General features: G+C 59.6%; 33 protein-coding genes. All 33 read right to left on the bottom strand.

What is annotated here, in order from left to right; translation table 11 throughout:
* Positions 1-95: 95 nt before the first annotated feature.
* Positions 96-935 carry an FkbM family methyltransferase gene (locus VGL22_RS00780; protein WP_465264963.1) on the bottom strand — a complete coding sequence of 280 codons (840 nt, stop codon included), beginning with the start codon at positions 933-935 and terminating at the stop codon, positions 96-98.
* A gap of 203 nt (positions 936-1,138) precedes the next feature.
* The gene (gene rplQ / locus VGL22_RS00785; protein WP_465264964.1) at positions 1,139-1,621 is read right to left on the bottom strand and encodes a 50S ribosomal protein L17; all 483 of its coding nucleotides are present in this window, start codon (positions 1,619-1,621) and stop codon (positions 1,139-1,141) included.
* Positions 1,622-1,753: 132 nt separating this feature from the next.
* Positions 1,754-2,848, bottom strand: a complete 1,095-nt coding sequence (locus VGL22_RS00790) for a DNA-directed RNA polymerase subunit alpha (protein ID WP_465264965.1) — start codon at positions 2,846-2,848, stop codon at positions 1,754-1,756.
* 170 nt (positions 2,849-3,018) lie between these two features.
* Positions 3,019-3,648, bottom strand: coding sequence for a 30S ribosomal protein S4 (rpsD, locus tag VGL22_RS00795; RefSeq protein ID WP_465264966.1), 630 nt, complete (start codon positions 3,646-3,648; stop codon positions 3,019-3,021).
* Between the two features lie 215 nt (positions 3,649-3,863).
* A complete protein-coding gene (gene rpsK, locus VGL22_RS00800; protein ID WP_465264967.1) occupies positions 3,864-4,304 on the bottom strand; it encodes a 30S ribosomal protein S11 in 441 nt (146 codons plus the stop codon).
* Positions 4,304-4,690: a 30S ribosomal protein S13 gene (gene rpsM / locus VGL22_RS00805; protein ID WP_465264968.1), complete on the bottom strand. Its 387-nt coding sequence runs from the start codon at positions 4,688-4,690 to the stop codon at positions 4,304-4,306. The genes rpsK and rpsM overlap by 1 nt, the downstream gene beginning before the upstream one ends.
* 218 nt (positions 4,691-4,908) lie before the next feature.
* Positions 4,909-5,022: a 50S ribosomal protein L36 gene (rpmJ, locus tag VGL22_RS00810; RefSeq protein WP_026445768.1), complete on the bottom strand. Its 114-nt coding sequence runs from the start codon at positions 5,020-5,022 to the stop codon at positions 4,909-4,911.
* A gap of 128 nt (positions 5,023-5,150) precedes the next feature.
* Positions 5,151-5,369, bottom strand: a complete 219-nt coding sequence (gene infA / locus VGL22_RS00815; RefSeq protein WP_026445769.1) for a translation initiation factor IF-1 — start codon at positions 5,367-5,369, stop codon at positions 5,151-5,153.
* A 53-nt stretch (positions 5,370-5,422) separates the two neighbouring features.
* Positions 5,423-6,175, bottom strand: coding sequence for a type I methionyl aminopeptidase (gene map, locus VGL22_RS00820; RefSeq protein ID WP_465264969.1), 753 nt, complete (start codon positions 6,173-6,175; stop codon positions 5,423-5,425).
* A gap of 115 nt (positions 6,176-6,290) precedes the next feature.
* Positions 6,291-7,010: an adenylate kinase gene (locus VGL22_RS00825; RefSeq protein WP_465264970.1), complete on the bottom strand. Its 720-nt coding sequence runs from the start codon at positions 7,008-7,010 to the stop codon at positions 6,291-6,293.
* Positions 7,010-8,395 (bottom strand): preprotein translocase subunit SecY, encoded by a 1,386-nt coding sequence (gene secY, locus VGL22_RS00830; protein WP_465264971.1) that lies wholly within the window; start codon positions 8,393-8,395, stop codon positions 7,010-7,012. The genes VGL22_RS00825 and secY overlap by 1 nt, the downstream gene beginning before the upstream one ends.
* 170 nt (positions 8,396-8,565) lie before the next feature.
* Positions 8,566-9,039 (bottom strand): 50S ribosomal protein L15, encoded by a 474-nt coding sequence (gene rplO / locus VGL22_RS00835; RefSeq protein ID WP_465264972.1) that lies wholly within the window; start codon positions 9,037-9,039, stop codon positions 8,566-8,568.
* A gap of 131 nt (positions 9,040-9,170) precedes the next feature.
* Positions 9,171-9,359 (bottom strand): 50S ribosomal protein L30, encoded by a 189-nt coding sequence (gene rpmD, locus VGL22_RS00840; protein ID WP_465264973.1) that lies wholly within the window; start codon positions 9,357-9,359, stop codon positions 9,171-9,173.
* Positions 9,360-9,361: 2 nt separating this feature from the next.
* Positions 9,362-9,871 (bottom strand): 30S ribosomal protein S5, encoded by a 510-nt coding sequence (gene rpsE, locus VGL22_RS00845; protein ID WP_465264974.1) that lies wholly within the window; start codon positions 9,869-9,871, stop codon positions 9,362-9,364.
* 155 nt (positions 9,872-10,026) lie between these two features.
* On the bottom strand, positions 10,027-10,377 hold the full coding sequence (gene rplR / locus VGL22_RS00850) for a 50S ribosomal protein L18 (RefSeq protein WP_465264975.1): 351 nt from the start codon (positions 10,375-10,377) through the stop codon (positions 10,027-10,029).
* A gap of 129 nt (positions 10,378-10,506) precedes the next feature.
* Positions 10,507-11,046, bottom strand: coding sequence for a 50S ribosomal protein L6 (gene rplF, locus VGL22_RS00855; protein ID WP_465264976.1), 540 nt, complete (start codon positions 11,044-11,046; stop codon positions 10,507-10,509).
* 185 nt (positions 11,047-11,231) lie between these two features.
* Positions 11,232-11,627, bottom strand: coding sequence for a 30S ribosomal protein S8 (gene rpsH, locus VGL22_RS00860; RefSeq protein ID WP_465264977.1), 396 nt, complete (start codon positions 11,625-11,627; stop codon positions 11,232-11,234).
* A 156-nt stretch (positions 11,628-11,783) separates the two neighbouring features.
* Positions 11,784-11,969, bottom strand: coding sequence for a type Z 30S ribosomal protein S14 (locus VGL22_RS00865; protein ID WP_465264978.1), 186 nt, complete (start codon positions 11,967-11,969; stop codon positions 11,784-11,786).
* A 99-nt stretch (positions 11,970-12,068) separates the two neighbouring features.
* A complete protein-coding gene (rplE, locus tag VGL22_RS00870; protein WP_465264979.1) occupies positions 12,069-12,617 on the bottom strand; it encodes a 50S ribosomal protein L5 in 549 nt (182 codons plus the stop codon).
* Positions 12,618-12,749: 132 nt separating this feature from the next.
* On the bottom strand, positions 12,750-13,076 hold the full coding sequence (gene rplX / locus VGL22_RS00875) for a 50S ribosomal protein L24 (RefSeq protein WP_465264980.1): 327 nt from the start codon (positions 13,074-13,076) through the stop codon (positions 12,750-12,752).
* Between the two features lie 90 nt (positions 13,077-13,166).
* Positions 13,167-13,538 (bottom strand): 50S ribosomal protein L14, encoded by a 372-nt coding sequence (gene rplN, locus VGL22_RS00880; RefSeq protein WP_465264981.1) that lies wholly within the window; start codon positions 13,536-13,538, stop codon positions 13,167-13,169.
* A gap of 23 nt (positions 13,539-13,561) precedes the next feature.
* The gene (gene rpsQ, locus VGL22_RS00885; RefSeq protein WP_465264982.1) at positions 13,562-13,903 is read right to left on the bottom strand and encodes a 30S ribosomal protein S17; all 342 of its coding nucleotides are present in this window, start codon (positions 13,901-13,903) and stop codon (positions 13,562-13,564) included.
* Complete coding sequence (gene rpmC, locus VGL22_RS00890; RefSeq protein WP_465264983.1) at positions 13,904-14,152, bottom strand: 50S ribosomal protein L29; 249 nt, start codon at positions 14,150-14,152, stop codon at positions 13,904-13,906.
* A gap of 65 nt (positions 14,153-14,217) precedes the next feature.
* Positions 14,218-14,670, bottom strand: coding sequence for a 50S ribosomal protein L16 (gene rplP / locus VGL22_RS00895; protein WP_465264984.1), 453 nt, complete (start codon positions 14,668-14,670; stop codon positions 14,218-14,220).
* Positions 14,671-14,823: 153 nt separating this feature from the next.
* Positions 14,824-15,498 carry a 30S ribosomal protein S3 gene (gene rpsC / locus VGL22_RS00900; RefSeq protein WP_465264985.1) on the bottom strand — a complete coding sequence of 225 codons (675 nt, stop codon included), beginning with the start codon at positions 15,496-15,498 and terminating at the stop codon, positions 14,824-14,826.
* Between the two features lie 20 nt (positions 15,499-15,518).
* On the bottom strand, positions 15,519-16,031 hold the full coding sequence (gene rplV / locus VGL22_RS00905) for a 50S ribosomal protein L22 (protein ID WP_465264986.1): 513 nt from the start codon (positions 16,029-16,031) through the stop codon (positions 15,519-15,521).
* A 154-nt stretch (positions 16,032-16,185) separates the two neighbouring features.
* Positions 16,186-16,476 carry a 30S ribosomal protein S19 gene (gene rpsS / locus VGL22_RS00910; RefSeq protein ID WP_465264987.1) on the bottom strand — a complete coding sequence of 97 codons (291 nt, stop codon included), beginning with the start codon at positions 16,474-16,476 and terminating at the stop codon, positions 16,186-16,188.
* Between the two features lie 15 nt (positions 16,477-16,491).
* Positions 16,492-17,316, bottom strand: a complete 825-nt coding sequence (rplB, locus tag VGL22_RS00915) for a 50S ribosomal protein L2 (protein WP_465264988.1) — start codon at positions 17,314-17,316, stop codon at positions 16,492-16,494.
* A gap of 132 nt (positions 17,317-17,448) precedes the next feature.
* Positions 17,449-17,742 (bottom strand): 50S ribosomal protein L23, encoded by a 294-nt coding sequence (locus VGL22_RS00920; RefSeq protein ID WP_465264989.1) that lies wholly within the window; start codon positions 17,740-17,742, stop codon positions 17,449-17,451.
* Entirely contained in the window at positions 17,743-18,414 is a 672-nt protein-coding gene (gene rplD / locus VGL22_RS00925) for a 50S ribosomal protein L4 (RefSeq protein WP_465264990.1), read from the bottom strand. It lies immediately after the preceding gene.
* An 88-nt stretch (positions 18,415-18,502) separates the two neighbouring features.
* The gene (gene rplC, locus VGL22_RS00930; protein ID WP_465264991.1) at positions 18,503-19,228 is read right to left on the bottom strand and encodes a 50S ribosomal protein L3; all 726 of its coding nucleotides are present in this window, start codon (positions 19,226-19,228) and stop codon (positions 18,503-18,505) included.
* A 229-nt stretch (positions 19,229-19,457) separates the two neighbouring features.
* Complete coding sequence (gene rpsJ / locus VGL22_RS00935) at positions 19,458-19,775, bottom strand: 30S ribosomal protein S10 (RefSeq protein WP_026442722.1); 318 nt, start codon at positions 19,773-19,775, stop codon at positions 19,458-19,460.
* A gap of 81 nt (positions 19,776-19,856) precedes the next feature.
* A complete protein-coding gene (tuf, locus tag VGL22_RS00940) occupies positions 19,857-21,044 on the bottom strand; it encodes an elongation factor Tu (protein WP_465264992.1) in 1,188 nt (395 codons plus the stop codon).
* Between the last annotated feature and the right edge of the window lie 79 nt (positions 21,045-21,123).

The raw sequence follows: 21,123 nt of genomic DNA on the forward strand, positions 1-21,123 counted from the left end.
ACATCGATGTTTGCGGCTGATGTTTCCGGCATCGGACGTTTCCAATCTCAGGAGAGATCTTCAAGCTTTATCTACTATGTTCCTGTGAAACCGTATCATGCCGCCATCTTCCCGGCCGAGCGAAGCTTCGACAGCAACCATCCGCGCAAATGATTCGTCAGGTATCGTTTTTTCTGAGCTTTCGAAGTCGGATCGGGATCGAACAGCCTCGTGGCATGAATATCTCTCCAACCCATTTTCCGGGCTGCCAGTATCTCAAAGAGATCATCGGCATTGAGCCAGTCCCCGGGAATGTCCTCCCCGAATGGGCCTGCGGAATGTGGCGGAAAGGAATAGCGCTCCGATATGCCATTCACGGCGATAGAGCAATCTTTAAAATCCTTCGCAACCTTTGCGCCTTCCACCAACTTGAAGGCCTTGTAACCCCCCATCGCGACAAGTAACGCAAATACCTGGATGCTGGTGGATTCGGCCGACAGGAAAGGAGGCGTAACCTGATTCCGAAACAGTTCCTTCAGAATCGCTGCATCATAGCCCTCAATATCGAGCTTGATATAAAAGGGGGCGCCATGCTTGTGAAGGATATTCATCACCGACTCGGACCGCACCAGCACCCGGTCATAGTCCCGGATCACGCTCTCATCAGGCCGAGGAAATTGACCGAGGACGCTGTGACGCTTGTGCAAATAGAAATGGGCTTCCGGCTCAACGGGTTCGGCGACCAGGACACAATTCTCAATGCATAGCTTGCCGGATTGGACGGCCGCGGAAAACCTGTCTTCCATTTGCCTGCAAAGCAGTGGATTCGCCTCGACAGCGACCACGAGGTCTGCTTTTTTCAGATAGTAGAGTAGGTCATCCCCATTGTTCGCGCCAAAGTCATAGATGACTTTCCTGGATAAACGTATGCCATCCGGGTTCTCTATAGCGCCCATTCACTTCACTCCATCTTTGCAGCGCGATATCATTCGCCGCCGCCCGGGCACCAGCGACCTCCCCGTGGGCTTGTCAGGCCAGCGGCAGATACAGTGAAGGACTGAAACGTTCCGATGGAAGAGCAGCGCGGCCGGCGCGTCTTCCCAGAGATGCGCCGGCCGGCTTGTCAATTGTGAATCAATTCCCGCCAACAGGAGTGACTTTACGCAGCTTCTTCGTTGCCGCCTTCGCCTTCTTCCTTCTTGGCGGCCTCGAGCTCGGCTTCCATCTTCTTGCGCTTGTCGGCCTTGACCTGGGCGCGCTTCTCAGCCTTGGCTTCGAGCTGCTTTTCGGCGCCGAGGAGCTCAATGATGGCGAGTTCTGCGCCGTCGCCGCGCTGGAAACCCTTGCGGGTAATGCGCAGGTAGCCACCCTGGCGGTCGCCGTAACGCGGGGCAACGGTCTCAAACAGGCGGGTCACAGCGGTGTCGGTCTGGAGGAAGGCCAGAGCCATCCGGCGCGAGTGCAGATCGCCCTTCTTGCCGAGCGTGATCATCTTCTCGACATGGGGGCGGACTGCCTTGGCTTTCGCGACGGTCGTCGTGACGCGGTCTTCCACGATAACGGACGTGACCAGGTTGCGCAGAAGAGCGCGACGGTGGCTGGTGTTGCGTCCGAGCTTGAATCCTGCATTGCGATGGCGCATGGTGAAACTCTCTTTCGACTCAGTGATCAGTGTTCAGTGATCAGTGATCCATTCCGGGGCCTGTCTGCCAGTGATCAGCTAGCCGGCTTGCTCGCGGCTAACTGATCCCTGACAACTGACCACTGATCACTGTCAGAAGTTCTCTGTTTCTGTGGGCAGCTGGAGGTCGACCGAATCCAGCGGCTCGTCTTCGTCGTCGTAACGGTTATAGCTGGCGGCGAGTGCTGCAGCCGGCGGAATGCTCGTCGGGCCGGGGACTGCGTTGCCCTGCTCATCGATCTTCATGCCAAGGCTCAGGCCCATCTGCGCGAGGATTTCCTTGATCTCGTTCAGGCTCTTGCGGCCGAAGTTCTTGGTTTTGAGCATCTCGGCTTCAGTCTTCTGGACCAGCTCGCCGATCGTCTGAATGTTGGCGTTCTTGAGGCAGTTGTAGCTGCGGACGCTGAGTTCGAGCTCTTCTACCGAGCGGTTCAGGTTGTCGTTGCGAATGACTACGCCACCCGCTTCGCCGCGCGCCTCGGTCTCCATCTCCTCTTCGAAGTTGATGAAGATGTTCATGTGATCCTTGAGCAGCTTGGCAGCCAGACCGACAGCATCGGCGGGGAGCACCGCTCCGTTGGTCCACACTTCGAGGGTGAGCTTGTCGTAGTCGGTGATCTGTCCCAGACGGGCGGCATCCACCGCGTAGTTGACACGGCGCACCGGAGAATGAACCGAATCCACCGGAATGAAACCAAGACCGAGATCGCCATCGAAGTTCTTGTCGGCAGAAACATAGCCACGGCCGCGCTTCAGGCGCATCTCCATCTCGAGCTTGCCGCCCTCTGACACGGTGGCGATGTAGACATTCTTGTCCAGAATCTCAACGTCGCCGTCAGCTTCAATCATGCCGGAAGTCACAACGCCGGGCTGGTCAGCGCGCAGGTACAGCGCCTTGGGGCCGTCGCCGTTGAGCTTGAATGGAACCTGCTTGAGGTTAAGGATGATGTCGGTGGCGTCTTCCACCACTCCCTGAATCGACTGGAATTCGTGCAGCACGCCTTCAATGCGGATGGCGGTAACTGCGGCGCCTTCAATCGAGCTGAGCAGCGTGCGGCGCAGCGCGTTGCCAATGGTGGTGCCAAATCCGCGCTCGAACGGCTGGGCGCTGAACTTGCCGTAGGTTTCGGTGAGTGTCTCGGCATCGACTGCCAGACGCTTGGGTTTCTGGAATCCTCTCCAAAGCATATTCGTCTCTCAGTTCCCGCGCGGCGGAACGTCGCGATGCATTTTGCGGCGGCCGCGCAAGTGCTCCTTTGCGTTAGGTTTCAAGGTTCGGGGTTCAGGGTTCATGGGACTTTGCGAGTGCGCTGTGCACCGGCTGAACCATGAACCCTGAACCCTGAACCCTGTGGTTCTTACTTGCTGTACAGTTCGACGATCAGCTGTTCGTTGATCGGCAGGTTGACGTCCTGGCGCTTCGGCAGATTCAGAACGCGGCCGGACATGTTCTCGAAGTTGGCTTCGAGCCATGCGGGGACAGGATTCTGCGCGGCATACTGCACGCCCTGCTCAATGACGATGAGCTTCTTGGCGCCTTCACGAATCGAGATCTCGTCGCCAGCATGAACCTGATAGGACGGGATGTTAACCTTCTTGCCGTTGACAAGCACGTGTCCGTGGCGGACAACCTGGCGGGCCTGCCGGCGCGAGATGGCGAAGCCGAGGCGATAAGCCACGTTGTCAAGACGACGCTCGAGCTGCTGAATGAGCAGTTCGCCGGTGACGCCCGTCTGGCGGCTGGCCTTTTCGTAGTACTCGCGGAACTGGCCTTCCAGCGTGAAGTACATACGCTTGGCCTTCTGCTTCTCATGCAACTGCAGGCCGTAACCCACAATCTTGGCCTTGCGGTCTTTGCCGTGCTGTCCCGGCGGGAAGTTACGCTTCTCAATGGGGCAACGATCCGAGTGGCACTTGGTGCCCTTCAAAAAAAGCTTGGTGCCTTCGCGACGGCAAAGGCGGCAGACTGCTCCGGTATAACGAGCCATTTCTTCTCCTGACTGCGGATGACGGCCGGTTTACGTGCGACGGAGGCGCATGTCGTCCCGGCCCAATTCAGTGAACAGTGATCAGTGGTCAGGGATCAGAATTGTCGCTGCTGCGAACTGTTCTGTCTGATCCGACGTTGCTTCACTGCATGCTGCCTGGCCAATGACTCGGTGGACGGTACTGACCACTGATCACTGACAACTGACAACTGTACTTACACTCGACGGCGCTTGGGCGGACGGCAGCCGTTGTGCGGCACCGGAGTGACGTCGCGAATGGACTTCACTTCGATACCCGCGGCTGCGAGTGCGCGGATGGCCGACTCGCGACCCGATCCCGGACCGGCAACACGGACGTCCACGGCACGCAGGCCGTGATCGCGAGCCATGCCGGCAGCGTTTGAGGCAGCCTGCTGGGCCGCGAAGGGCGTGCCCTTGCGCGATCCGCGGAAGCCGAGCGAACCCGAACTTTTCCAGCTCAGCGTGTTGCCCACCTGGTCGGTGATGGTCACAATGGTGTTGTTGAACGAAGCCTGAATGTGACAGATACCATACGGCACATTCTTGCGTTCGCGCTTCTTGAACTTCTTGTTGCTCTTGGCGGCTTTGCCGGCACCTGATTTGCCGCCACCGGCCTTCTGTTCCTGTTTCGCCATTAGGTCTTCGCCGTCGCTTTCTTCTTGCCGGCCACGGTGCCCTTACGGGGGCCCTTACGGGTCCGGGCGTTGGTGTGGGTACGCTGTCCGCGCACCGGCAGCGACCGGCGGTGCCGGTTGCCGCGATAGCTCTGGATATCGATGAGGCGCTTGATGTGCATCTGGATATCCTTGCGGAGATCGCCTTCAACACCACCCTGGTCCTCAATCACCTGGCGGATATGGTTGACCTCTTCTTCGGTCAGGTCCTGCACCTTCTTGAAAGCGTCAACATTCGCCTTCTCGAGGATGGACTTGGCGCGAGGGTCACCGATGCCGTAGATGTACGTGAGCGCGACCCTTGCCTGCTTGTTGCGGGGCAGATCGACGCCAGCAATACGTGCCATTCGGAATTCCTTTGCTGCTTGCCGTAGGGTGCCGCCGGCCTAGCGCCGGTTCGCACGGGTTAATTCGGAAACACTCCGGGGTTCATCGCAAGCCTTGATTCAAGCTAACTAGCCCCTGAGAGGCAGGAATTAGGGATTAGGATTCGTCTTGCTCTCTAATGCCCAATGCCTTTTGCCTAATGCCTGCTCCTGGAATCTTCCGTCGATGCCAGGCTGGTTTAGCCCTGGCGCTGCTTGTGCTTTGCGTTCTCGCAGATCACACGAACCACCCCGCGGCGGTTGATGACCTTGCACTTCACGCAAATCTTCTTGACTGATGCACGGACCTTCATTGCTCTGCTGCCCTTCTCCGCGCATCCTAGCGACGACGCGGGTGAGTTACGAGCCTTCAACCGGCAGCTTTCAGTCCATCAGCTTCTCCGGTGAGAAGCTGATGGACTGAAAGCTGGCGGCTGACAGCTTATTTGTAGCGGTAAACGATGCGTCCGCGATTGAGATCGTAGGGGCTCAGTTCCACCGCCACGCGATCACCGGGCAGAATGCGAATAAAATTCTTGCGCATCCTTCCCGAAACATGGGTCAGAACCTCGTGGTTGTTCTCGAGCTTGACCTTGAACATGGCATTGGGCAACGTCTCAATGACCGTCGCCATTACCTCAATCGCATCTTCCTTCGACAATCGATATCCCGCTTCTGGGGCGCTCGCGCGCTCCAACGTTTTGGACCGAACTGCTAGTCGGTCAGAATCCTTGAGCCGGTGTCGGTTACCGCCACCGTGTGCTCAAAATGAGCACTCATACTTCCGTCGTCCGTCACCGCGGTCCAGCCGTCGCGCAGTACGCGCACTTCCGGCTTGCCGGCGTTGACCATGGGCTCGATGGCAATCACCATGCCCGCGCGCAGTTTCATGCCGCGCCCGGCCTCGCCAAAGTTCGGCACCTGCGGATCCTCATGCATATTCGACCCGATGCCGTGCCCCACAAAATCGCGTACCACCGAAAACCCTTCCGCCTCGACCACCGACTGCACCGCCGCTCCGATGTCGCCCAGCGTCGCGCCCGGCTTCACCGCCGCGATTCCCGCCTGCAGCGACTGCTCCGTCACCTTGAGCAGCCGATCGGTCTTGGGATCGATCTTCTCACCCACTGGAACCGTAATCGCCGCGTCCCCGTAGTAGCCGTCGACGATCGCGCCGCAGTCGATCGAAACGATATCGCCTTCCTTCAGCACCCGCTTCGCAGAAGGAATTCCATGCACCACCTCGCTGTTAATCGAGGTGCACAGCACCGCTGGGAACCCGTGATATCCCTTGAACGCCGCCTTGGCGCCGAGTTCCTTCATCCGCATTTCCGCGGCGTTCTCGAGGTCAAGCGTGCTGGCGCCTGGCTTCGCGAGCCCGCGCACGAGTTCCAGCACCTCGCGGACCACCCGGCCCGCGCGGCGCATCTTCTCGATCTCCTGGCTCGACTTGAGGACAACTGCCAAATCAATTCTCAGTTCACGGTTTCAGTTCGTAGCTAAGGCATCGCAGTCACCTGCGGACTGCAAAATACGAGCTACCAACTGCGCATCACGCACAAACCCGCCGTTCCGGCTGCGCTTATTCAGCACGCAGCCGCTCAACGGCGGCAACAATTCCGGCAGCCACCACGTCGATGGCCCGGTCCCCGTCTACTTCCGCGAAGCGTCCCAGGCCGCGATAATGATCGACCACGGGTGCGGTCTGTGCGGCATACACGCGCATGCGCTCCGCAAAGGCCTCTTCCGTGTCATCGGCGCGCTGGACCAAGGCCGCACCCTCTACATCACAGATCCCATCCACTGCGGATGGCTTCATGTAGACGTTGTAGATGGTCTGGCAGACAGGGCAATTCCTGCGACCGGTAATCCGGCGCAATAATTGATTATAGTCGACTTGAATGCTGACAGCAACCACCGGCAGGCTTTCCGATTGCCCCGAGAGGCGCCCATCCAGCCATCCCGCCTGGTTCAGCGTGCGCGGGAAACCGTCCAGAATGAAACCGTTCACGGTATCCGGCTGTTGCAGCCGCACTGCCACCATCTCGTTGACCAGGGTGTCGGGAACCAGATCGCCCCGCCCCATAATCTCCTTGGCGACCTTGCCCAACTCGGTTCCGCGAGCCACATTGGCGCGCAGCAGGTCTCCGGTCGAGATCTGGGGGATACCCCAGAGCTTGACCAGCTCTTTGGCCTGCGTGCCCTTGCCTACCCCGGGCGCGCCGAGCAAAAGGATCGGGCCGGGCACGGTCTTGCGACCCGCTTCCCGGCCATTTTCAATCATAGAAATCAAAGACGACATTACCAGGTTTTCCTTCCCCGAATACGACCGGAACGCGGGGAAAAGCCCTCATAGTGACGCATGATGAGCTGCGACTCGATCTGGTTGATGGTGTCCATGGCCACGCCTACCACGATGAGCAGCGAAGTGCCGCCAAAGTAGAAGTTGACCCCAAAGCCATGAGTCATCCAGGCTGGCAGACTCTCAAACACCCGGCCAACCAGGAAGAGCTTGTCCAAACGAAGACCCGAAATCATATACGTCGGAATCAGGTAGATGAGGAACAGGTAGAGCGCTCCCACCAGGGTGATTCGCGTAAGGATATCGTTGATGAAATCCGAGGTCCGCTTGCCGGGCCGGATTCCAGGGATAAAGGAACCCGACTTGCGGAAGTTATCGGCGATGTCGTCAGGCTTCATCACAATCGACACGTAAAAGTACGCAAAGAAGATGATGCCGACAAAGTTCAAAAAGACGTACCACGGATAGCCTGGCTGCAGCGCCTGCAGAATCGGCGAAAAGAACCGGTTGTTCTGCACCCACTCCGATTGCGCAAACAACAGCGGCGCCGACAGAATGGAGCTGGCAAAGATGATAGGCATGACGCCGCCCGAATTCACCTTCAGCGGCAGATGGCTCGACGCTCCCCCCATCATGCGGCGGCCTACGATGCGGCGCGCGCTCTGGATGGGAATGCGGCGTTCGCTGCGCTCCACATAGACGATGAATGCGACCACCGCGATCATGGCGGCCAGCATCAGCAGCACGGCTAGGAACGTGAGCGAACCCCAGGCGTTGGTCTGGATCTTCTGCACCAGTTCCACCACGCCATGCGGCAGGCCGGCCACAATGCCCGCAAAGATCAGCAAACTCATTCCATTGCCGATACCACGGTCGGTGATCTGCTCGCCGAGCCACATGATGAAGCCAGACCCGGTGGTGAGCGTCAGCACCGTCATGAACATGAAGCCGATGCCAGGATGCAGAACCAGGCCCTGCTTGGTGAGCAGGAAGGAAATGCCGATCGATTGTAGAGCGGCCAGGATTACGGTCACGTACCGGGTCCACTGCGTGATCTTGCGCCGGCCAAGTTCGCCTTCCTTCTGGATCCGGGCCAGTGGCTCGTAGACGACCGTCAGCAGCTGAAAGATAATCGATGCCGTGATATACGGCATGATACCCAGCGCGAAAATCGTCATGCGCCGCAGGTTGCCGCCGCCGAACAGGTTCATCAGGCCCAGGGCCGAGCCGCTCTGCTGATCGAAGAGCCGCTCCAGTAACGTGGTGTTCACGCCCGGCGTAGGAAGCCACGCGCCCAAGCGGTAAACGGCCAGAATGCCAAGGGTGAACAGAACCCGCTTGCGCAGATCCGGAATGCGGAAGATATTGAGGAACTTCTCAACCATGTTTAGGTATCCAACTTCAGGCGCCCGGCGCCGAAATTTTTCGGGTGTGCATCCATCTTACGCGGGAGTGAGGTTTACTGTCAGCGTCCGGAGCAAACAGCAGAGCTGATTTTTCGCTCTGCGGGCCCCAGGGTCTCAATTCCAAGACCCTGGGACTGAAATCCTCGGACCTACGCCTTGGCTTCCGCGGGTTCGCCACCCAGCAGCACAACTTTGCCGCCGGCCTTCTCGATCTTTTCCTGGGCCGACTTGGAGAACTTGTGCGCATGAATAGTGATGGCCGTGGTAAGCTCGCCCGAACCGAGGATCTTGATCAGCGGCTTCTTCTGCGAAGCCAGACCCAGCTTGCGGTAGTCGTCCAGGCCGATCTCATTCACTCCCTCGAGTTCGGCGATCCGCTCGAGATTCACCACCGTGTACTCGGTACGGAAAATGTTGGTGAAACCACGCTTGGGCAGGCGGCGGTGCAGCGGCATCTGGCCGCCTTCAAAACCACGCATCATGTGAGAGCCGGAACGCGAACGCTGGCCCTTGTGACCGCGGGTCGAGGTCTTGCCCATGCCGGAGCCCATACCGCGGCCGACACGCTTGCGCGCCGTGTTGGCGTTCTTGGGCGCGCGCAGATTGGATAGATTCTTTGCCATGATTTTCCTCGCTAATAGCGCCGGGCGGTGAGTGCCACTCCGACTCGCGCTGTGAGAGTTCTTATTTCCCAGTTCTTAGTGCACAGCTTTAAGTCATCACTGACTGTGAACTTCGAACTACGAACTGTGAACTAGTTCTCTACGATCCGCACCAGATGCGGAATGGTGTTCACCATGCCGCGAATGGAGGGGGTGTCTTCGCGCTCGACGATCTGATTGAGGCGCGTGAAGCCGAGGCCCTTAACCACCAGCTTGTGCTTCATAGGTGCCTGAATCTTGGAGCGGTAGTACTGAATGCGAATTTTCTTGGTTTCGGCCATGATTAGAGCTCCTCGACAGACTTCCCGCGCATGGTAGCCACATCGGACTTGTCGCGCAGCTGGATCAGCGCATCGAATGTCGCCTTGATCACGTTGTGGGGATTGGCGGTGCCCAGGCTCTTGGTGAGCACGTTCTGCACCCCCGCCGAAGTCATCACCGCGCGAACCGCGCCGCCCGCTATTACGCCAGTACCTTCCGGAGCCGGCTTGAGCAGCACATGTCCCGAACCGAAGCGGCCCAGCACCTGGTGCGGAATCGTGGTTTCGGTCAGGTTGATCTTGAACAGGTTCTTCTTGGCCGCTTCGATTCCCTTGCGGATCGCCTGGGGAACTTCCTTGGCCTTGCCCGAACCGTAGCCGACCACGCCCGAACCTGCGTCGCCCACCACCACCAGCGCCGCGAACGACATGTTTTTGCCGCCCTTGACCACCTTGGTCACGCGATTGATGGCCACCACCTGATCCTTCAGGTTGTACTGGTTGGCATCAAGCTTCTTCTTCAACATCGTCATCTTTAGTCCTTCCGGGCGCGCTCACGCACACCCTGGAAACCTCTTGCTGAACTTCTCATCGAAACCGGCCGCTGCTCTGGCCGTAAAATGCCGCACCCAACAGGGTGCTGAACTTCGAGCCCCAAGCTTCAAATCCGCGGGCTGCAGTCGACCGACTAGAACTGGAGACCCGCTTCGCGCGCCGCCTCGGCCAGGGCCTTGATGCGGCCGTGATACAGGAAGCCGCCGCGATCGAACACCACCTTGGTCACTCCCTTTTCCTTGGCCAGTTCGGCGATGGTCTTGCCGATCTCTTTCGCCGCCGCGACGTTTCCGCCGGTCTTCAGCTTGATAGTCGAAGCCGAAGCGAGAGTCACACCGGCCTGATCGTCAATTACCTGGGCATAGATGTGGTTGAGCGAACGGTACACATTCAGGCGCGGACGCTGGGCCGTACCGGCAAGCTTGCGGCGGATGCGCGCGTGAATGCGCTGGCGGATTGCATTTCTCTTGGTCTGCGTAATCATCTTGATCTCTTCCTATCAGCGGAACCGCCCTGCGGTTCCGTTCGGTGTTTTCAGGGTCGGGGTTCAGATGTCAGGGTTCGCATCGCATTGTTTGCTGAACCCTGCCCCCTGAACCCTGACACCTGCTCATTACTTGGCGCCTGTCTTGCCGGCCTTCTTCTTCAGCTTCTCATCCGAGTAGCGCACACCCTTGTTCTTGTAGGGGTCGGGCTTGCGGAGAGAGCGCATGTCGGCGGCCACCTGGCCAACCTTCTGGCGGTCAATGCCGCTCACCGTGAGGTGCGTCTGCTTGGGGTCGATGGCCACTTCAATGCCGGTGGGCAGCGGGAACTCAATCGGGTGCGAGTAGCCGAGCGTGAACACAACCATGTTCTTGCCCTTCAGTTCCGCGCGATATCCAATACCGACGATATCCAGTTCCCTCTTCCAGCCGGCGGTGACGCCCTGCACGGCGTTGAACACCAGTGCGCGGGTCAACCCATGGAAAGCGGCGAACTTGTCGTCCTGCCGGTTCACCAGCAAGTGGCCGTCCTTGGTCTCCAGCGTGATGCCCTCGGCAACCAATGCCGTGACTTTGCCCTTGGGGCCTTCAACCGTGACGGTGTTGCCTTCCACCTTATACTTGACGCCCGCGGGCATCGGGATCGGCTTCTTACCAATACGCGACATTCTTCAAATCCTTTGTTGGCTTGCGAGTCCCGAGGAACAGCGTCAGTGATCAGTAGTCAGTGATCAGAGCAATTCCGATCGGAAGACCTTGCCACTCACTCCATTGCCTCGTTCCACTGCAGCCGGAAAACAGTCACAACTGCCCGCATCTGCGGGAATTAATTGATCACTAACAACTGCGAGGTCTACCAGACCTCGCAAAGCACTTCACCACCCACGCCTTCACGGCGCGCCTGGCGGCCGGTCATGACGCCCTTGGGGGTAGTCATGATCGAGATGCCCAGTCCGCCCTGCACGCGCTTGATCTCATCGCGGCCAATGTATACGCGGCAGCCGGGACGCGAGATGCGGGCGAGGTCGCGGATGGCTGCTTCCGTGCCGCCGTACTTGAGGTACACGCGCAGGATATGCTTGCCATCTTCTTCCTGGGTCTTGTAGTTCGAGATGTATCCCTCTTCCTTGAGGATGCGGGCAATCTCGGTCTTCAGCTTGGAAGCCGGGACGTCCAGCTTCTGATGGCGGGCCCGGATCGCATTCCGGATGCGCGCCAGAAAATCTGCTACAGGGTCGGTCAGACTCATTCCTTCTCCTTCATTCCCCGTTCGTCCGCCTTAGCGGAAACCTGCGGGAATGGTTACAACAGTGATCAGTGTTCAGTCGTCAGTGATCAGAAGCGAACCTTCAGTTCAACTCAGGTGCCAGTTCATTGAAACTAACCGACACTGACCACCGCGTTCTTACCAGCTCGACTTGACGACGCCGGGAATCTCACCCTTGAGCGCCAGGCCGCGGAAGCACAGACGGCACACGCCGAACTTACGCAGGTACGCGCGCGGACGGCCGCAGAGCTTGCAGCGGTTGTGCTTGCGGGAGCTGAACTTCGGCTTCCGCGCGTCTTTGACGGCTTTTGCAGTGGTTGCCATAAATCCCCTAAAAGTTCACAGTTCTTAGTTCGTAGTTCTCAGCGGTTCAGTTGTCGGGCTCGCATCTACGAACTGTGAACTGCGAACTATGAACTATTGTTACGCTCCCTGGCGGAACGGCATGCCAAAGGCCTTGAGCAGCGCACGCGCCGAGTTGTCGTCCTTGGCCGTGGTCACAATGGTGATGTTCATGCCCTTCAGCTTTTCCACCTTGGAGTAATCGATCTCCGGGAAGATCAGCTGATCGCGCAGGCCGAGCGTGTAATTGCCGCGCCCGTCAAAACTCTTGGTCGAAACGCCGCGGAAGTCGCGCACACGCGGCAGAGCCGTCGAGATCAGGCGATCCAGGAACTCGTATGCCTTGTCGTGGCGCAGAGTCACCATGGCCCCAATCGACATGCCTTCGCGCACCTTGAAGGCCGCGATCGACTTCTTGGCCTTGGTGGTCACAGGCTTCTGACCCGCGATTGCGGCCAGGTCCCCAACCAGCGGATCGAGCAGCTTGTTGTTCTGCGTGGCCTCGCCCAGACCCATGTTCAGTACGATCTTTTCAATCTTCGGCACCGCCATCGAGTTCTCGAGACCGAGTTCCTTCTGCAGAGCCTGCTTGATTTCCTTGTTGTACTTCTTTCTCAGCCTTGCTGCCATTTCGTCTTTGCTCTCTTTCTACCGGTCTCGGAGTGGCCCTTCAGCCGTATACCGTTGCGGCAGGTGCTCAATTCAGTTGCCAGTCTTCGGTTGTCAGTCTTCAATGCTTTCTGATCGCTGACCACTTGTCATTTACTTCTTCGTGGCCAGCGTCTGTCCGCACTTCTTGCACACGCGTACGCGCTGGTCGCCGTCCTTCTTGTAGCCCACACGCGACGGTCCGCAATTGGGGCAGACAAGCGCTACGTTCGAAACGTTGATGGGCGATTCCTGCTCGGCGATACCACCCTTGGTGCGCTGCCCGGTCTTCGAGGAAACCGTCTTCTTGACCACGCGAACGTGCTCCACGAGCACCGTGCCCTTGTCAGGGAACACGCGCAGCACGCGGCCCTGCTTGCCGCGGTCGGAGCCCGTCAGCACCTGGACCGTATCGTTGCGATGAATGTTCAAGCTCTGCATGATATCTCCAAAACAGTGGACAGTTGTCTGTGAACAGTGGTCGGCTTTGCTCTTGCGGCTGATCACTGTTCACTGAACACTGATCACTCGTTACACAACTTCCGGCGCCAGCGAAACGATTTTCAGAAACTTCTTTTCGCGCAACTCGCGAGCCACCGGTCCGAACACGCGCGTGCCTACCGGCTCGTGCGAGTCGTCGATCACAACGGCCGCGTTCTCGTCGAAGCGGATATAGGTTCCGTCCCGGCGGCGATATTCCTTGCGGGTGCGGACGATAACCGCCTTCACCACTTTGCCCTTCTTGACGGTGCCGTCCGGCGAAGCTTCCTTCACCGCGGCCGTAATCACATCGCCAAGCGAAGCCTTCTTGCCCAGGCCGCCGCCCAGCGGAAGGATCATCTGCAGCTTGCGCGCGCCGGAGTTATCGGCAACGGCGAGCATCGATCTCATTTGCACTGCCATGGTCTTTTCTCCCTCTCGCGTGCTTAGCTATTGGCCGCCTGCGGCGCCTGAATCTCTTCAATCTGGCCGAGCGAGGAGCGGCGGACAATCTCTTCCAGTGCCCAGCGCTTCAGCTTGCTCAACGGACGGGTCTCGCGGATGCGAACCACATCGCCCACCCGCGCGGAGTTCTGCTCGTCGTGAGCATAGAACTTCTTCGAGCTCTTCATGATCTTCTTGTACTTGGGGTGCGCCTTGCGCATCTCGACTTCGACCACGATGGTCTTCTGCATCTTGGTCGAGACCACGTTGCCGACCTTCTCATTGCGCCGCGAAGAGATCGAATCTGCCGCCGCCGGCGTCTGCTGCGTTTCCTGAGTCGCCATTTAGCGTGCTCCCTTCTTTGAGGTCGTAGCGGTTGCACCGTCTTTGCCGGCGCCGCCGATGCCAAGCTGACGCTCGCGCGCCACAGTCTTGATCTGAGCGATCTCCTTGCGCAGCTGGCGGAGCTTCTTCACTCCGTCGTTCTGCCCCATCGAGACCTGAAAGCGAAGCCGGAAAAGCTGCTCGGCCGAGGTCTTCTCGTGGGCCGTCAGTTCCTCATCGCTCAAGCTGCGAATCTTGTTGAGTTCCATATCCATTCTCTCTTCAGCGGTGCGCTTCCCTCAGAGGGCACGTGACCGCGGTCTTCTCGCCCGGCTTATGCAGCCGGCGTCTTCTCTGCGGAAGCAGCTTTTTCTGTCGCGCCGGGACGCTGAACAAACTTGACCTTCAGCGGCAGCTTGTTCGAGGCCAGACGCATAGCTTCCTGGGCAACGTCGGGAGCCACGCCTTCCATCTCGAACAGGATCTTGCCGGGCCGCACAACAGCAACCCAGTGATCCAGTGCGCCTTTACCCGAGCCCATTCGGACTTCGGCCGGCTTCTTGGTGATCGGCTTATCCGGGAACAGGCGCAGCCAGATCTTGCCGCCGCGCTTGATGAACCGGGTCATGGCGATACGGCTGGCCTCGATCTGACGATCGGTGATGTAGCCGGCCTCCAGGACCTTCAGTCCGTATTCGCCGAACGCAAGCGAAGAACCACGCCACGCCTTGCCGCGGCGCTTGCCCTTTTGCTGCTTGCGATATTTTACCTTCTTTGGCATCAACATAGCGAAACCCTCAAAAAGCAGGGAATAGGGAATAGGGAGTAGGGATTAGTCTCATCCCGGTCGCTATTCACTTCCGTGCCGCTTACTGAAATCCCAGTTACACAAACTCAGAGCAGTGAGCGGAGCAGGTTTTCTAATCCCTGCTCCCTGCCTTTAGAACACACCCGTGGCGCCCACACCGGGCTGATCGCGCCGGCGCTTCTGCTCGTAGATATCGCCCCTATATATCCACACCTTCACGCCGATCTGGCCGTACGTGGTCTGCGCCTCGGAGAAGCCGTAATCGATGTCCGCGCGCAGCGTATGCAGCGGCAGACGCCCCTGCAGATACCATTCGGAACGGGCGATTTCGTTGCCGTTCAACCGGCCCGAAACACGCACCTTGATGCCCTTGCAGCCGAAACGCAGCGCCGAATCCACGCTCTTGCGCATGGCGCGACGGAAGCTGACGCGCTTCTCGAGCTGCAGTGCGATGTTCTCCGATACCAGCTGCGCATCAAGCTCCGGCTTGTTCACCTCGACAATATCGATGAACACGTCGCGGTTGGTGCGCTTGCCCAGCTCCGTCTTCAGCTTCTCGATCTCGGCGCCCTTGCGGCCGATCACGATGCCCGGACGCGCCGTGCGGATGATGAAGCGCAGCTTGTTGCCGGGACGCTCGATCTCCACTGAGCTCACGCCCGCTGCCTTCAGCTTGTCGCGCAGCTCGGCCTTGAGCTTCACGTCCTCGACAAGAAGCTTGTCGTAATCGCGTTCGGAGAACCAGCGCGAGCGCCAGGGCTTGTTCACTCCCAGCCGGAATCCGTAAGGATGGACTTTCTGTCCCATAATCAGTTCCTCTCAGCCGCCTACTTGGCGGCCTTCTTCGCCTTCGGCGCTGCCGACGCGGACTTCTTGGTTGCTGCCTTCTTGGCCGGAGCCTTTTTAGCCGGGGTCTTCTTGCCGGCCGACTTCTTCGCTACCGGCCCGTCGACCGTAGTCACCAGGCTCGCTCCGCCGTCCCGCTCAGCTACCGACACAATGATGTGCGCAAGCCGGCGCTGATAGCGGTAGGCGCGGCCCATCGGGGCAGGGCGAATGCGCTTCATGCGCGGACCTTCGTTGGCCAGGGCGTTCTTGACGTACAGGTTGTCGACGTCCAGATCGATGCCCTGCTCGCCAGCCACATACTTGGCGTTGTCCAACGCCGAGGTGAGCAGCTTGTGGATCACGGGAGCAATGCGCTTCTTGGTGAAGGCCGCCGTCTCCAGCGCCTCCTGCACTCCCCGGCCCTTGATCAGGTCGAGCACCAGCCGCGCCTTCTGCGGCGATACGCGCTGAAACTTGGCCTCGGCCCGGTATTCTCTTGTCTCGACTGCCATTGGTCTGTCCTCAATCAGCTACTAGCTTCTAGCTACTAGCTCCTAGCTTTCCTGGCGCATCCATCCGCTCTCGTCTGCGCCTGAATTCCTTCGCTCTGCTCTCTTCAGTTGATTCACCTCGGTACAGCTAGAGGCTAGGAGCTAGAAGCTGTCTTTACCTCGGCTTCGCGCCGGCCTCAGCCTTGCCGCCTGCCGTGTGTCCTTTGAACGTGCGGGTGGGCGCGAACTCGCCCAGCTTGTGACCCACCATGTTCTCCGTCACATATACGGGAACAAACTTCTTGCCGTTGTGCACGGCGATGGTGTGGCCCACGAACTCGGGGAAGATGGTGGAGCGCCGCGACCAGGTCTTCAAAACCTTGCGGTCGTTGGCGGTATTCATCGCCTCGACCTTCACCATCAGGTGCGCGTCTACAAACGGTCCTTTTTTCGTCGAACGTGCCATGAATCTCCGCTCCCTCTACTTCTGCCGGCGGCTGACGATGAACCCATCGGTCCGCTTGTTGTTGCGTGTCTTGTATCCGCGCGTCGGCTGGCCCCACGGGGTCACCGGATGACGGCCGCCCGAAGTCTTACCTTCGCCGCCGCCGTGCGGGTGATCCACCGGGTTCATCGAAACACCGCGGTTGGTTGGACGGATGCCCTTCCAGCGGTTACGTCCGGCCTTGCCGATCGAGACGTTCTCGTGGTCGGTATTGCCTACCTGGCCGATGGTGGCCATGCACTCTACCAGCACCCGGCGAGTCTCGCCCGAAGGCAGCTTCAGGAGCGCGTAGTCGCCTTCCTTGGCCACCAGCTGCGCCTGCGTGCCCGCCGAACGCGCCATCTGCGCACCCTTGCCCGGCCGAAGCTCAATGGCATGTACCGTAGTGCCGGCGGGGATATTTTTGAGCGGCAGCGCATTGCCAACCAGGATGTCGGCCTCAGGGCCGGACATCACCTTGGCGCCCACCTTGAGCCCTACCGGCTGCAGGATGTAACGCTTCTCGCCATCGGCATAGTGCACCAGCGCAATGCGCGCCGAGCGGTTGGGATCGTACTCGATGGTCGCCACCGTACCCGGAATCCCAGCCTTGTCGCGCTTGAAGTCGATAAGGCGAATCTTCTGCTTGTGACCGCCGCCGTGATGGCGGATGGTCAGATCGCCCGAGTTGCGGCGACCGCCCGTGCGCTTGCGCGTCGTCAGCAGCGGCTTATGCGGCGTCGACGTAGTGATATCGTCGTTCACCTGCGTCGTCTTGAACCGCAGGGTCGGCGTTATCGGTCTGTATGTCTTGATTGCCATCGTCTTAGTCCTGGAGAGCCCGCGCGCCTACTGCGCCACTCTCCCCGTTTCTCCGGAACCGCTTCGTTCCGATATTCCTTGCTGTGAGCCTTGGGTCAGTCTTTCTGTTCCCTGATCCCTGTTCCCTGCTTCTTACAGGTTGCTCACGTACTCCGGCATCTTCTCGCCGGCCTTCAGCCGGACGTATGCCTTCTTCCAGTCGGGGCGGAAGCCCGCGTACTTGCCACGGCGGCGCTCTTTGCCCATCACGTTGGAAGTGCGGACCGCCGCCACCTTCACCTTGAACAAAGCCTCAACCGCCTGCTTCACCTCGGTCTTGGTAGCCTCGGGCGCGACATCAAACACCAGCGTCCCTTCGGTCTCCTTCACATTCAGGCCCTTCTCGGTAATGAGGGGCTTGCGGATCGTCGTATAGAGAGTCGGCATTTATGCAGCCTCCGTGTGCGCGGCCAGCTGACGCTTGCTCACGCTCTTTGCGAGGGCCTCGCCCAACTGCTCGATCGCGGCCTTTGAGAAGATAGCCCGGTCGTAGCGCAGCAGATCGTAGGGGTGCACCTCATTGTTCAGCACCAGTTCCACACCCTCGAGGTTGCGGGCGCCCAGCAGCAGGCTCTTGCTCAGGGTTTTGCCGTTTTCCACCAGCAGAGCCGTGCGCTCCACGCCCAGCTTGGTCAACGCGTTGCGGTAAAGCTTGGTCTTGGGCTCGGCGATCTCGAGCGAGTCGACGATCGTCAGCTTGCCATCGGCCAGCTTTGAAGCCAGCGCCGAACGCAGTGCGCCCAGCAGCTTCTTGCGCGGGAACGCGTAGTCGTAGCTGCGCGGTTGAGGTCCGTGCACCGTGCCGCCGTGGCGCCACAGGGGCGAACGAACGGAGCCAACGCGGGCGCGGCCCGTGCCCTTCTGCTTCCACAGCTTCTTGCCGGAGCCGGCGACGAGCTTGCGGTTCTTGGTGGCGTGCGTGCCCTGGCGCAGTGCGGCGCGATAGTGCTTCACCGCTTCCCACAGCAGAGCTTCGTTGACCTGGCCGAATACTGCATCCGCCAGCTCTACCGAGCCCACCTTTTCCCCATTCAGATTGATTACATCCACTTGTGCCATGTTCTTCTTCTTCCGGCACTGCATCCGCAGCGCCTCGACTCGAATTCTGTGCGCCCGTCAGGGCGCGATTGGCCGCACCGCAGGTGCCTTACTTCCTCTTCGCCGTTGCCTTCTTCGAAGCCTTCAGCGGATCGACCGTGCCGGATCCAGCAAAGCCACGGCGCTCACGCGGTGGAGCCAGTGCCTTGCGGATGAACACATATCCATCACGAGGTCCGGGAACCGCACCCTCTACCATCAACAGGTTCTCGTCCAGATCGATGCCGCGGATGCGCAGGTTGCGCACCGTGACCTGGTCCGTCCCGAAGTGACCCGGCATGCGCTGCCCGGGGAACACACGCGACGGAAACGAAGAGGCGCCGATCGAGCCCTGCACCTGGAACATGTGGCCGTGCGACTTGGGACCGCCTCCGAAGTTGTGACGGCGAACCACGCCCGCGAACCCGCGGCCCTTCGAGGTGCCCACCACGTCCACAAACTTAGCGTCGGAAAAGATATCCACCAGCACGCGATCCCCGGCCTTCACGCCGTCCTGCCCTTCCGCGCTCGCCTCAATCGCGACCTCGCGGATTTCCTTCACTGGAGGAGCGTCGGTCTTGGCCAAGTGGCCCGCCTGCGGCTTGGTCAGCTTGCTGGCCTTCACAAACTCCACCAGCCCGATCTGCGCGGCCTCGTAGCCGTCCTTGGCCATCGTCTTCAACTGCGTAATCACGCAGGGGCCAGCCTGGAGCACCGTAATGGGGTGCACCTCGCCCTTTTCGTCGAAGACCTGCGTCATGCCGATTTTTTTACCCAGAATTCCCGTAACTGCCATGTTTTTCTCACCTCATCATGCGAACCTGAATGCATCGCACTGCCGGAACTTGTTCCGTGAGCTTCGGCTTCGCGATTCCAGCCTCTGGCTCACTGTCACAACGTCCTGTTGTGTTATTCCTAACTACTTCCCCGCCTATCTACAACGAGCCAGAGGCCGGGACGCTTCCATTTCTGCTCTACGGATGAACCTCCCGCGCCGCAAGGCGCAGTTGGCCGCATGCAGGTGCTTACTTCTCAAAGGCCTTGATCTCGACGTCGACACCGGCCGGAAGATCGAGCTTCATCAGCGCGTCCACCGTCTGCTGGGTCGGCTCGAGGATGTCGATCAGACGCTTGTGCGTGCGGATCTCGAAAGCCTCGCGCGACTTCTTGTCCACATGCGGCGAACGCAGCACGCAGTACTTGTTCTTGATCGTCGGCAAGGGAATCGGTCCGGCCACCTGGGCGCCCGTGCGCTTGGCCGTGTCCACGATCTCGCCGGTCGAGGTGTCCAGCACGCGATAGTCGTATGCCTTCAGCCGGATGCGAATTCTCTGTCCTACCATGGCTCTTCTTTCCGAGGGTTCGAGTTTCAGGGTTCAGGGTTCAGATTTGCCTGAACCCCGACCCCTGCACCCTGACCCCAGTTACTTGATAATTTCCGAGATCGTTCCCGCGCCCACCGTGCGTCCGCCTTCGCGGATGGCAAAGCGCAGGCCCTTCTCCATGGCCACCGGGGTGTGCAATTCAACCACCAACTGCACGTTGTCGCCCGGCATTACCATCTCCACGCCTTCAGGCAATTCGGCGGTGCCGGTCACGTCCGTCGTACGGAAGTAGAACTGCGGCCGATAGCCCTTGAAGAACGGAGTGTGGCGGCCGCCCTCTTCCTTCGAGAGCACGTAAACTTCGCCCTTGAAGCGCGTGTGCGGCGTAATCGATCCCGGCTTGGCCAGAACCATGCCGCGCTCCACGTCTTCCTTGGGAATGCCGCGCAGCAGCAAGCCGGCGTTATCGCCCGCCAGACCTTCGTCCAGCTGCTTCTTGAACATTTCAACGCCCGTGCAGACGGTCTTGCGGGTCTCGCGGAAGCCCACGATCTCGCACTCTTCGCCCACCTTCACCTTGCCGCGCTCGATACGACCCGTAACCACCGTGCCGCGGCCCGAGATCGAGAAGATGTCTTCGATCGGCATCAGGAACGGGAGGTCAATTGCGCGGTCAGGCTGCGGAACGGTCTTGTCCACCGCTTCCATCAGCGCGTCGATCTGCGCTTCCCACTTCGGCTCGCCGTTCAGGGCGCCCAGAGCGGAACCGCGGATCACCGGAACGTCGTCGCCGGGGAACTGGTACTTCGACAGAAGCTCGCGCACTTCCATCTCCACCAGGTCGGTCAGCTCTTCGTCTTCCACCGCATCGCACTTGTTCAGGAACACCACGATGTACGGCACGCCCACCTGGCGGGCCAGGAGCACGTGCTCCTTGGTCTGCGGCATGGGGCCGTCGGTGGCTGCCACCACGAGAATCGCTCCATCCATCTGCGCCGCGCCCGTAATCATGTTCTTGATGTAATCGGCGTGGCCGGGGCAGTCCACGTGCGCATAATGGCGGTTCTTGGTCTCGTACTCCACGTGCGCCGTCGCGATTGTGATGCCGCGCTCGCGCTCTTCAGGAGCGTTGTCAATCGAGTCGAACGAACGGAACTGGATCTTCGGGTTGTTCTTCGCCAACACCTTCGTGATTGCTGCCGTCAACGTCGTCTTGCCGTGATCGATATGTCCAATCGTTCCCACGTTGCAGTGTGGCTTCGAACGATCAAATTTTTCCTTCGCCATAAAAGTCCTGAATCCCTTTCGTAGCTCTTACTACCCGTTTCAATCCCGGGGCGCCGGCGATCCGGCTCCAGCCCCAAAA

The organism is Occallatibacter sp. (genome assembly GCF_036502485.1).
Lineage (GTDB): Bacteria > Acidobacteriota > Terriglobia > Terriglobales > Acidobacteriaceae > Telmatobacter.

What these genes read in the sequence shown, in the direction of transcription:
- VGL22_RS00780 (WP_465264963.1), bottom strand. Translation starts at nt 935, where the DNA reads ATGGGCGCTATAGAGAACCCGGATGGCATACGTTTATCCAGGAAAGTC.
- rplQ (WP_465264964.1), bottom strand. Translation starts at nt 1,621, where the DNA reads ATGCGCCATCGCAATGCAGGATTCAAGCTCGGACGCAACACCAGCCAC.
- VGL22_RS00790 (WP_465264965.1), bottom strand. Translation starts at nt 2,848, where the DNA reads ATGCTTTGGAGAGGATTCCAGAAACCCAAGCGTCTGGCAGTCGATGCC.
- rpsD (WP_465264966.1), bottom strand. Translation starts at nt 3,648, where the DNA reads ATGGCTCGTTATACCGGAGCAGTCTGCCGCCTTTGCCGTCGCGAAGGC.
- rpsK (WP_465264967.1), bottom strand. Translation starts at nt 4,304, where the DNA reads ATGGCGAAACAGGAACAGAAGGCCGGTGGCGGCAAATCAGGTGCCGGC.
- rpsM (WP_465264968.1), bottom strand. Translation starts at nt 4,690, where the DNA reads ATGGCACGTATTGCTGGCGTCGATCTGCCCCGCAACAAGCAGGCAAGG.
- rpmJ (WP_026445768.1), bottom strand. Translation starts at nt 5,022, where the DNA reads ATGAAGGTCCGTGCATCAGTCAAGAAGATTTGCGTGAAGTGCAAGGTC.
- VGL22_RS00825 (WP_465264970.1), bottom strand. Translation starts at nt 7,010, where the DNA reads ATGTCGTCTTTGATTTCTATGATTGAAAATGGCCGGGAAGCGGGTCGC.
- secY (WP_465264971.1), bottom strand. Translation starts at nt 8,395, where the DNA reads ATGGTTGAGAAGTTCCTCAATATCTTCCGCATTCCGGATCTGCGCAAG.
- rplO (WP_465264972.1), bottom strand. Translation starts at nt 9,039, where the DNA reads ATGGCAAAGAATCTATCCAATCTGCGCGCGCCCAAGAACGCCAACACG.
- rpmD (WP_465264973.1), bottom strand. Translation starts at nt 9,359, where the DNA reads ATGGCCGAAACCAAGAAAATTCGCATTCAGTACTACCGCTCCAAGATT.
- rpsE (WP_465264974.1), bottom strand. Translation starts at nt 9,871, where the DNA reads ATGACGATGTTGAAGAAGAAGCTTGATGCCAACCAGTACAACCTGAAG.
- rplR (WP_465264975.1), bottom strand. Translation starts at nt 10,377, where the DNA reads ATGATTACGCAGACCAAGAGAAATGCAATCCGCCAGCGCATTCACGCG.
- rplF (WP_465264976.1), bottom strand. Translation starts at nt 11,046, where the DNA reads ATGTCGCGTATTGGTAAGAAGCCGATCCCGATGCCCGCGGGCGTCAAG.
- rpsH (WP_465264977.1), bottom strand. Translation starts at nt 11,627, where the DNA reads ATGAGTCTGACCGACCCTGTAGCAGATTTTCTGGCGCGCATCCGGAAT.
- VGL22_RS00865 (WP_465264978.1), bottom strand. Translation starts at nt 11,969, where the DNA reads ATGGCAACCACTGCAAAAGCCGTCAAAGACGCGCGGAAGCCGAAGTTC.
- rplE (WP_465264979.1), bottom strand. Translation starts at nt 12,617, where the DNA reads ATGGCAGCAAGGCTGAGAAAGAAGTACAACAAGGAAATCAAGCAGGCT.
- rplX (WP_465264980.1), bottom strand. Translation starts at nt 13,076, where the DNA reads ATGCAGAGCTTGAACATTCATCGCAACGATACGGTCCAGGTGCTGACG.
- rplN (WP_465264981.1), bottom strand. Translation starts at nt 13,538, where the DNA reads ATGGCAGTGCAAATGAGATCGATGCTCGCCGTTGCCGATAACTCCGGC.
- rpsQ (WP_465264982.1), bottom strand. Translation starts at nt 13,903, where the DNA reads ATGGCGACTCAGGAAACGCAGCAGACGCCGGCGGCGGCAGATTCGATC.
- rpmC (WP_465264983.1), bottom strand. Translation starts at nt 14,152, where the DNA reads ATGGAACTCAACAAGATTCGCAGCTTGAGCGATGAGGAACTGACGGCC.
- rplP (WP_465264984.1), bottom strand. Translation starts at nt 14,670, where the DNA reads ATGTTGATGCCAAAGAAGGTAAAATATCGCAAGCAGCAAAAGGGCAAG.
- rpsC (WP_465264985.1), bottom strand. Translation starts at nt 15,498, where the DNA reads ATGGGACAGAAAGTCCATCCTTACGGATTCCGGCTGGGAGTGAACAAG.
- rplV (WP_465264986.1), bottom strand. Translation starts at nt 16,031, where the DNA reads ATGGCAGTCGAGACAAGAGAATACCGGGCCGAGGCCAAGTTTCAGCGC.
- rpsS (WP_465264987.1), bottom strand. Translation starts at nt 16,476, where the DNA reads ATGGCACGTTCGACGAAAAAAGGACCGTTTGTAGACGCGCACCTGATG.
- rplB (WP_465264988.1), bottom strand. Translation starts at nt 17,316, where the DNA reads ATGGCAATCAAGACATACAGACCGATAACGCCGACCCTGCGGTTCAAG.
- VGL22_RS00920 (WP_465264989.1), bottom strand. Translation starts at nt 17,742, where the DNA reads ATGCCGACTCTCTATACGACGATCCGCAAGCCCCTCATTACCGAGAAG.
- rplD (WP_465264990.1), bottom strand. Translation starts at nt 18,414, where the DNA reads ATGGCACAAGTGGATGTAATCAATCTGAATGGGGAAAAGGTGGGCTCG.
- rplC (WP_465264991.1), bottom strand. Translation starts at nt 19,228, where the DNA reads ATGGCAGTTACGGGAATTCTGGGTAAAAAAATCGGCATGACGCAGGTC.
- rpsJ (WP_026442722.1), bottom strand. Translation starts at nt 19,775, where the DNA reads ATGGTAGGACAGAGAATTCGCATCCGGCTGAAGGCATACGACTATCGC.
- tuf (WP_465264992.1), bottom strand. Translation starts at nt 21,044, where the DNA reads ATGGCGAAGGAAAAATTTGATCGTTCGAAGCCACACTGCAACGTGGGA.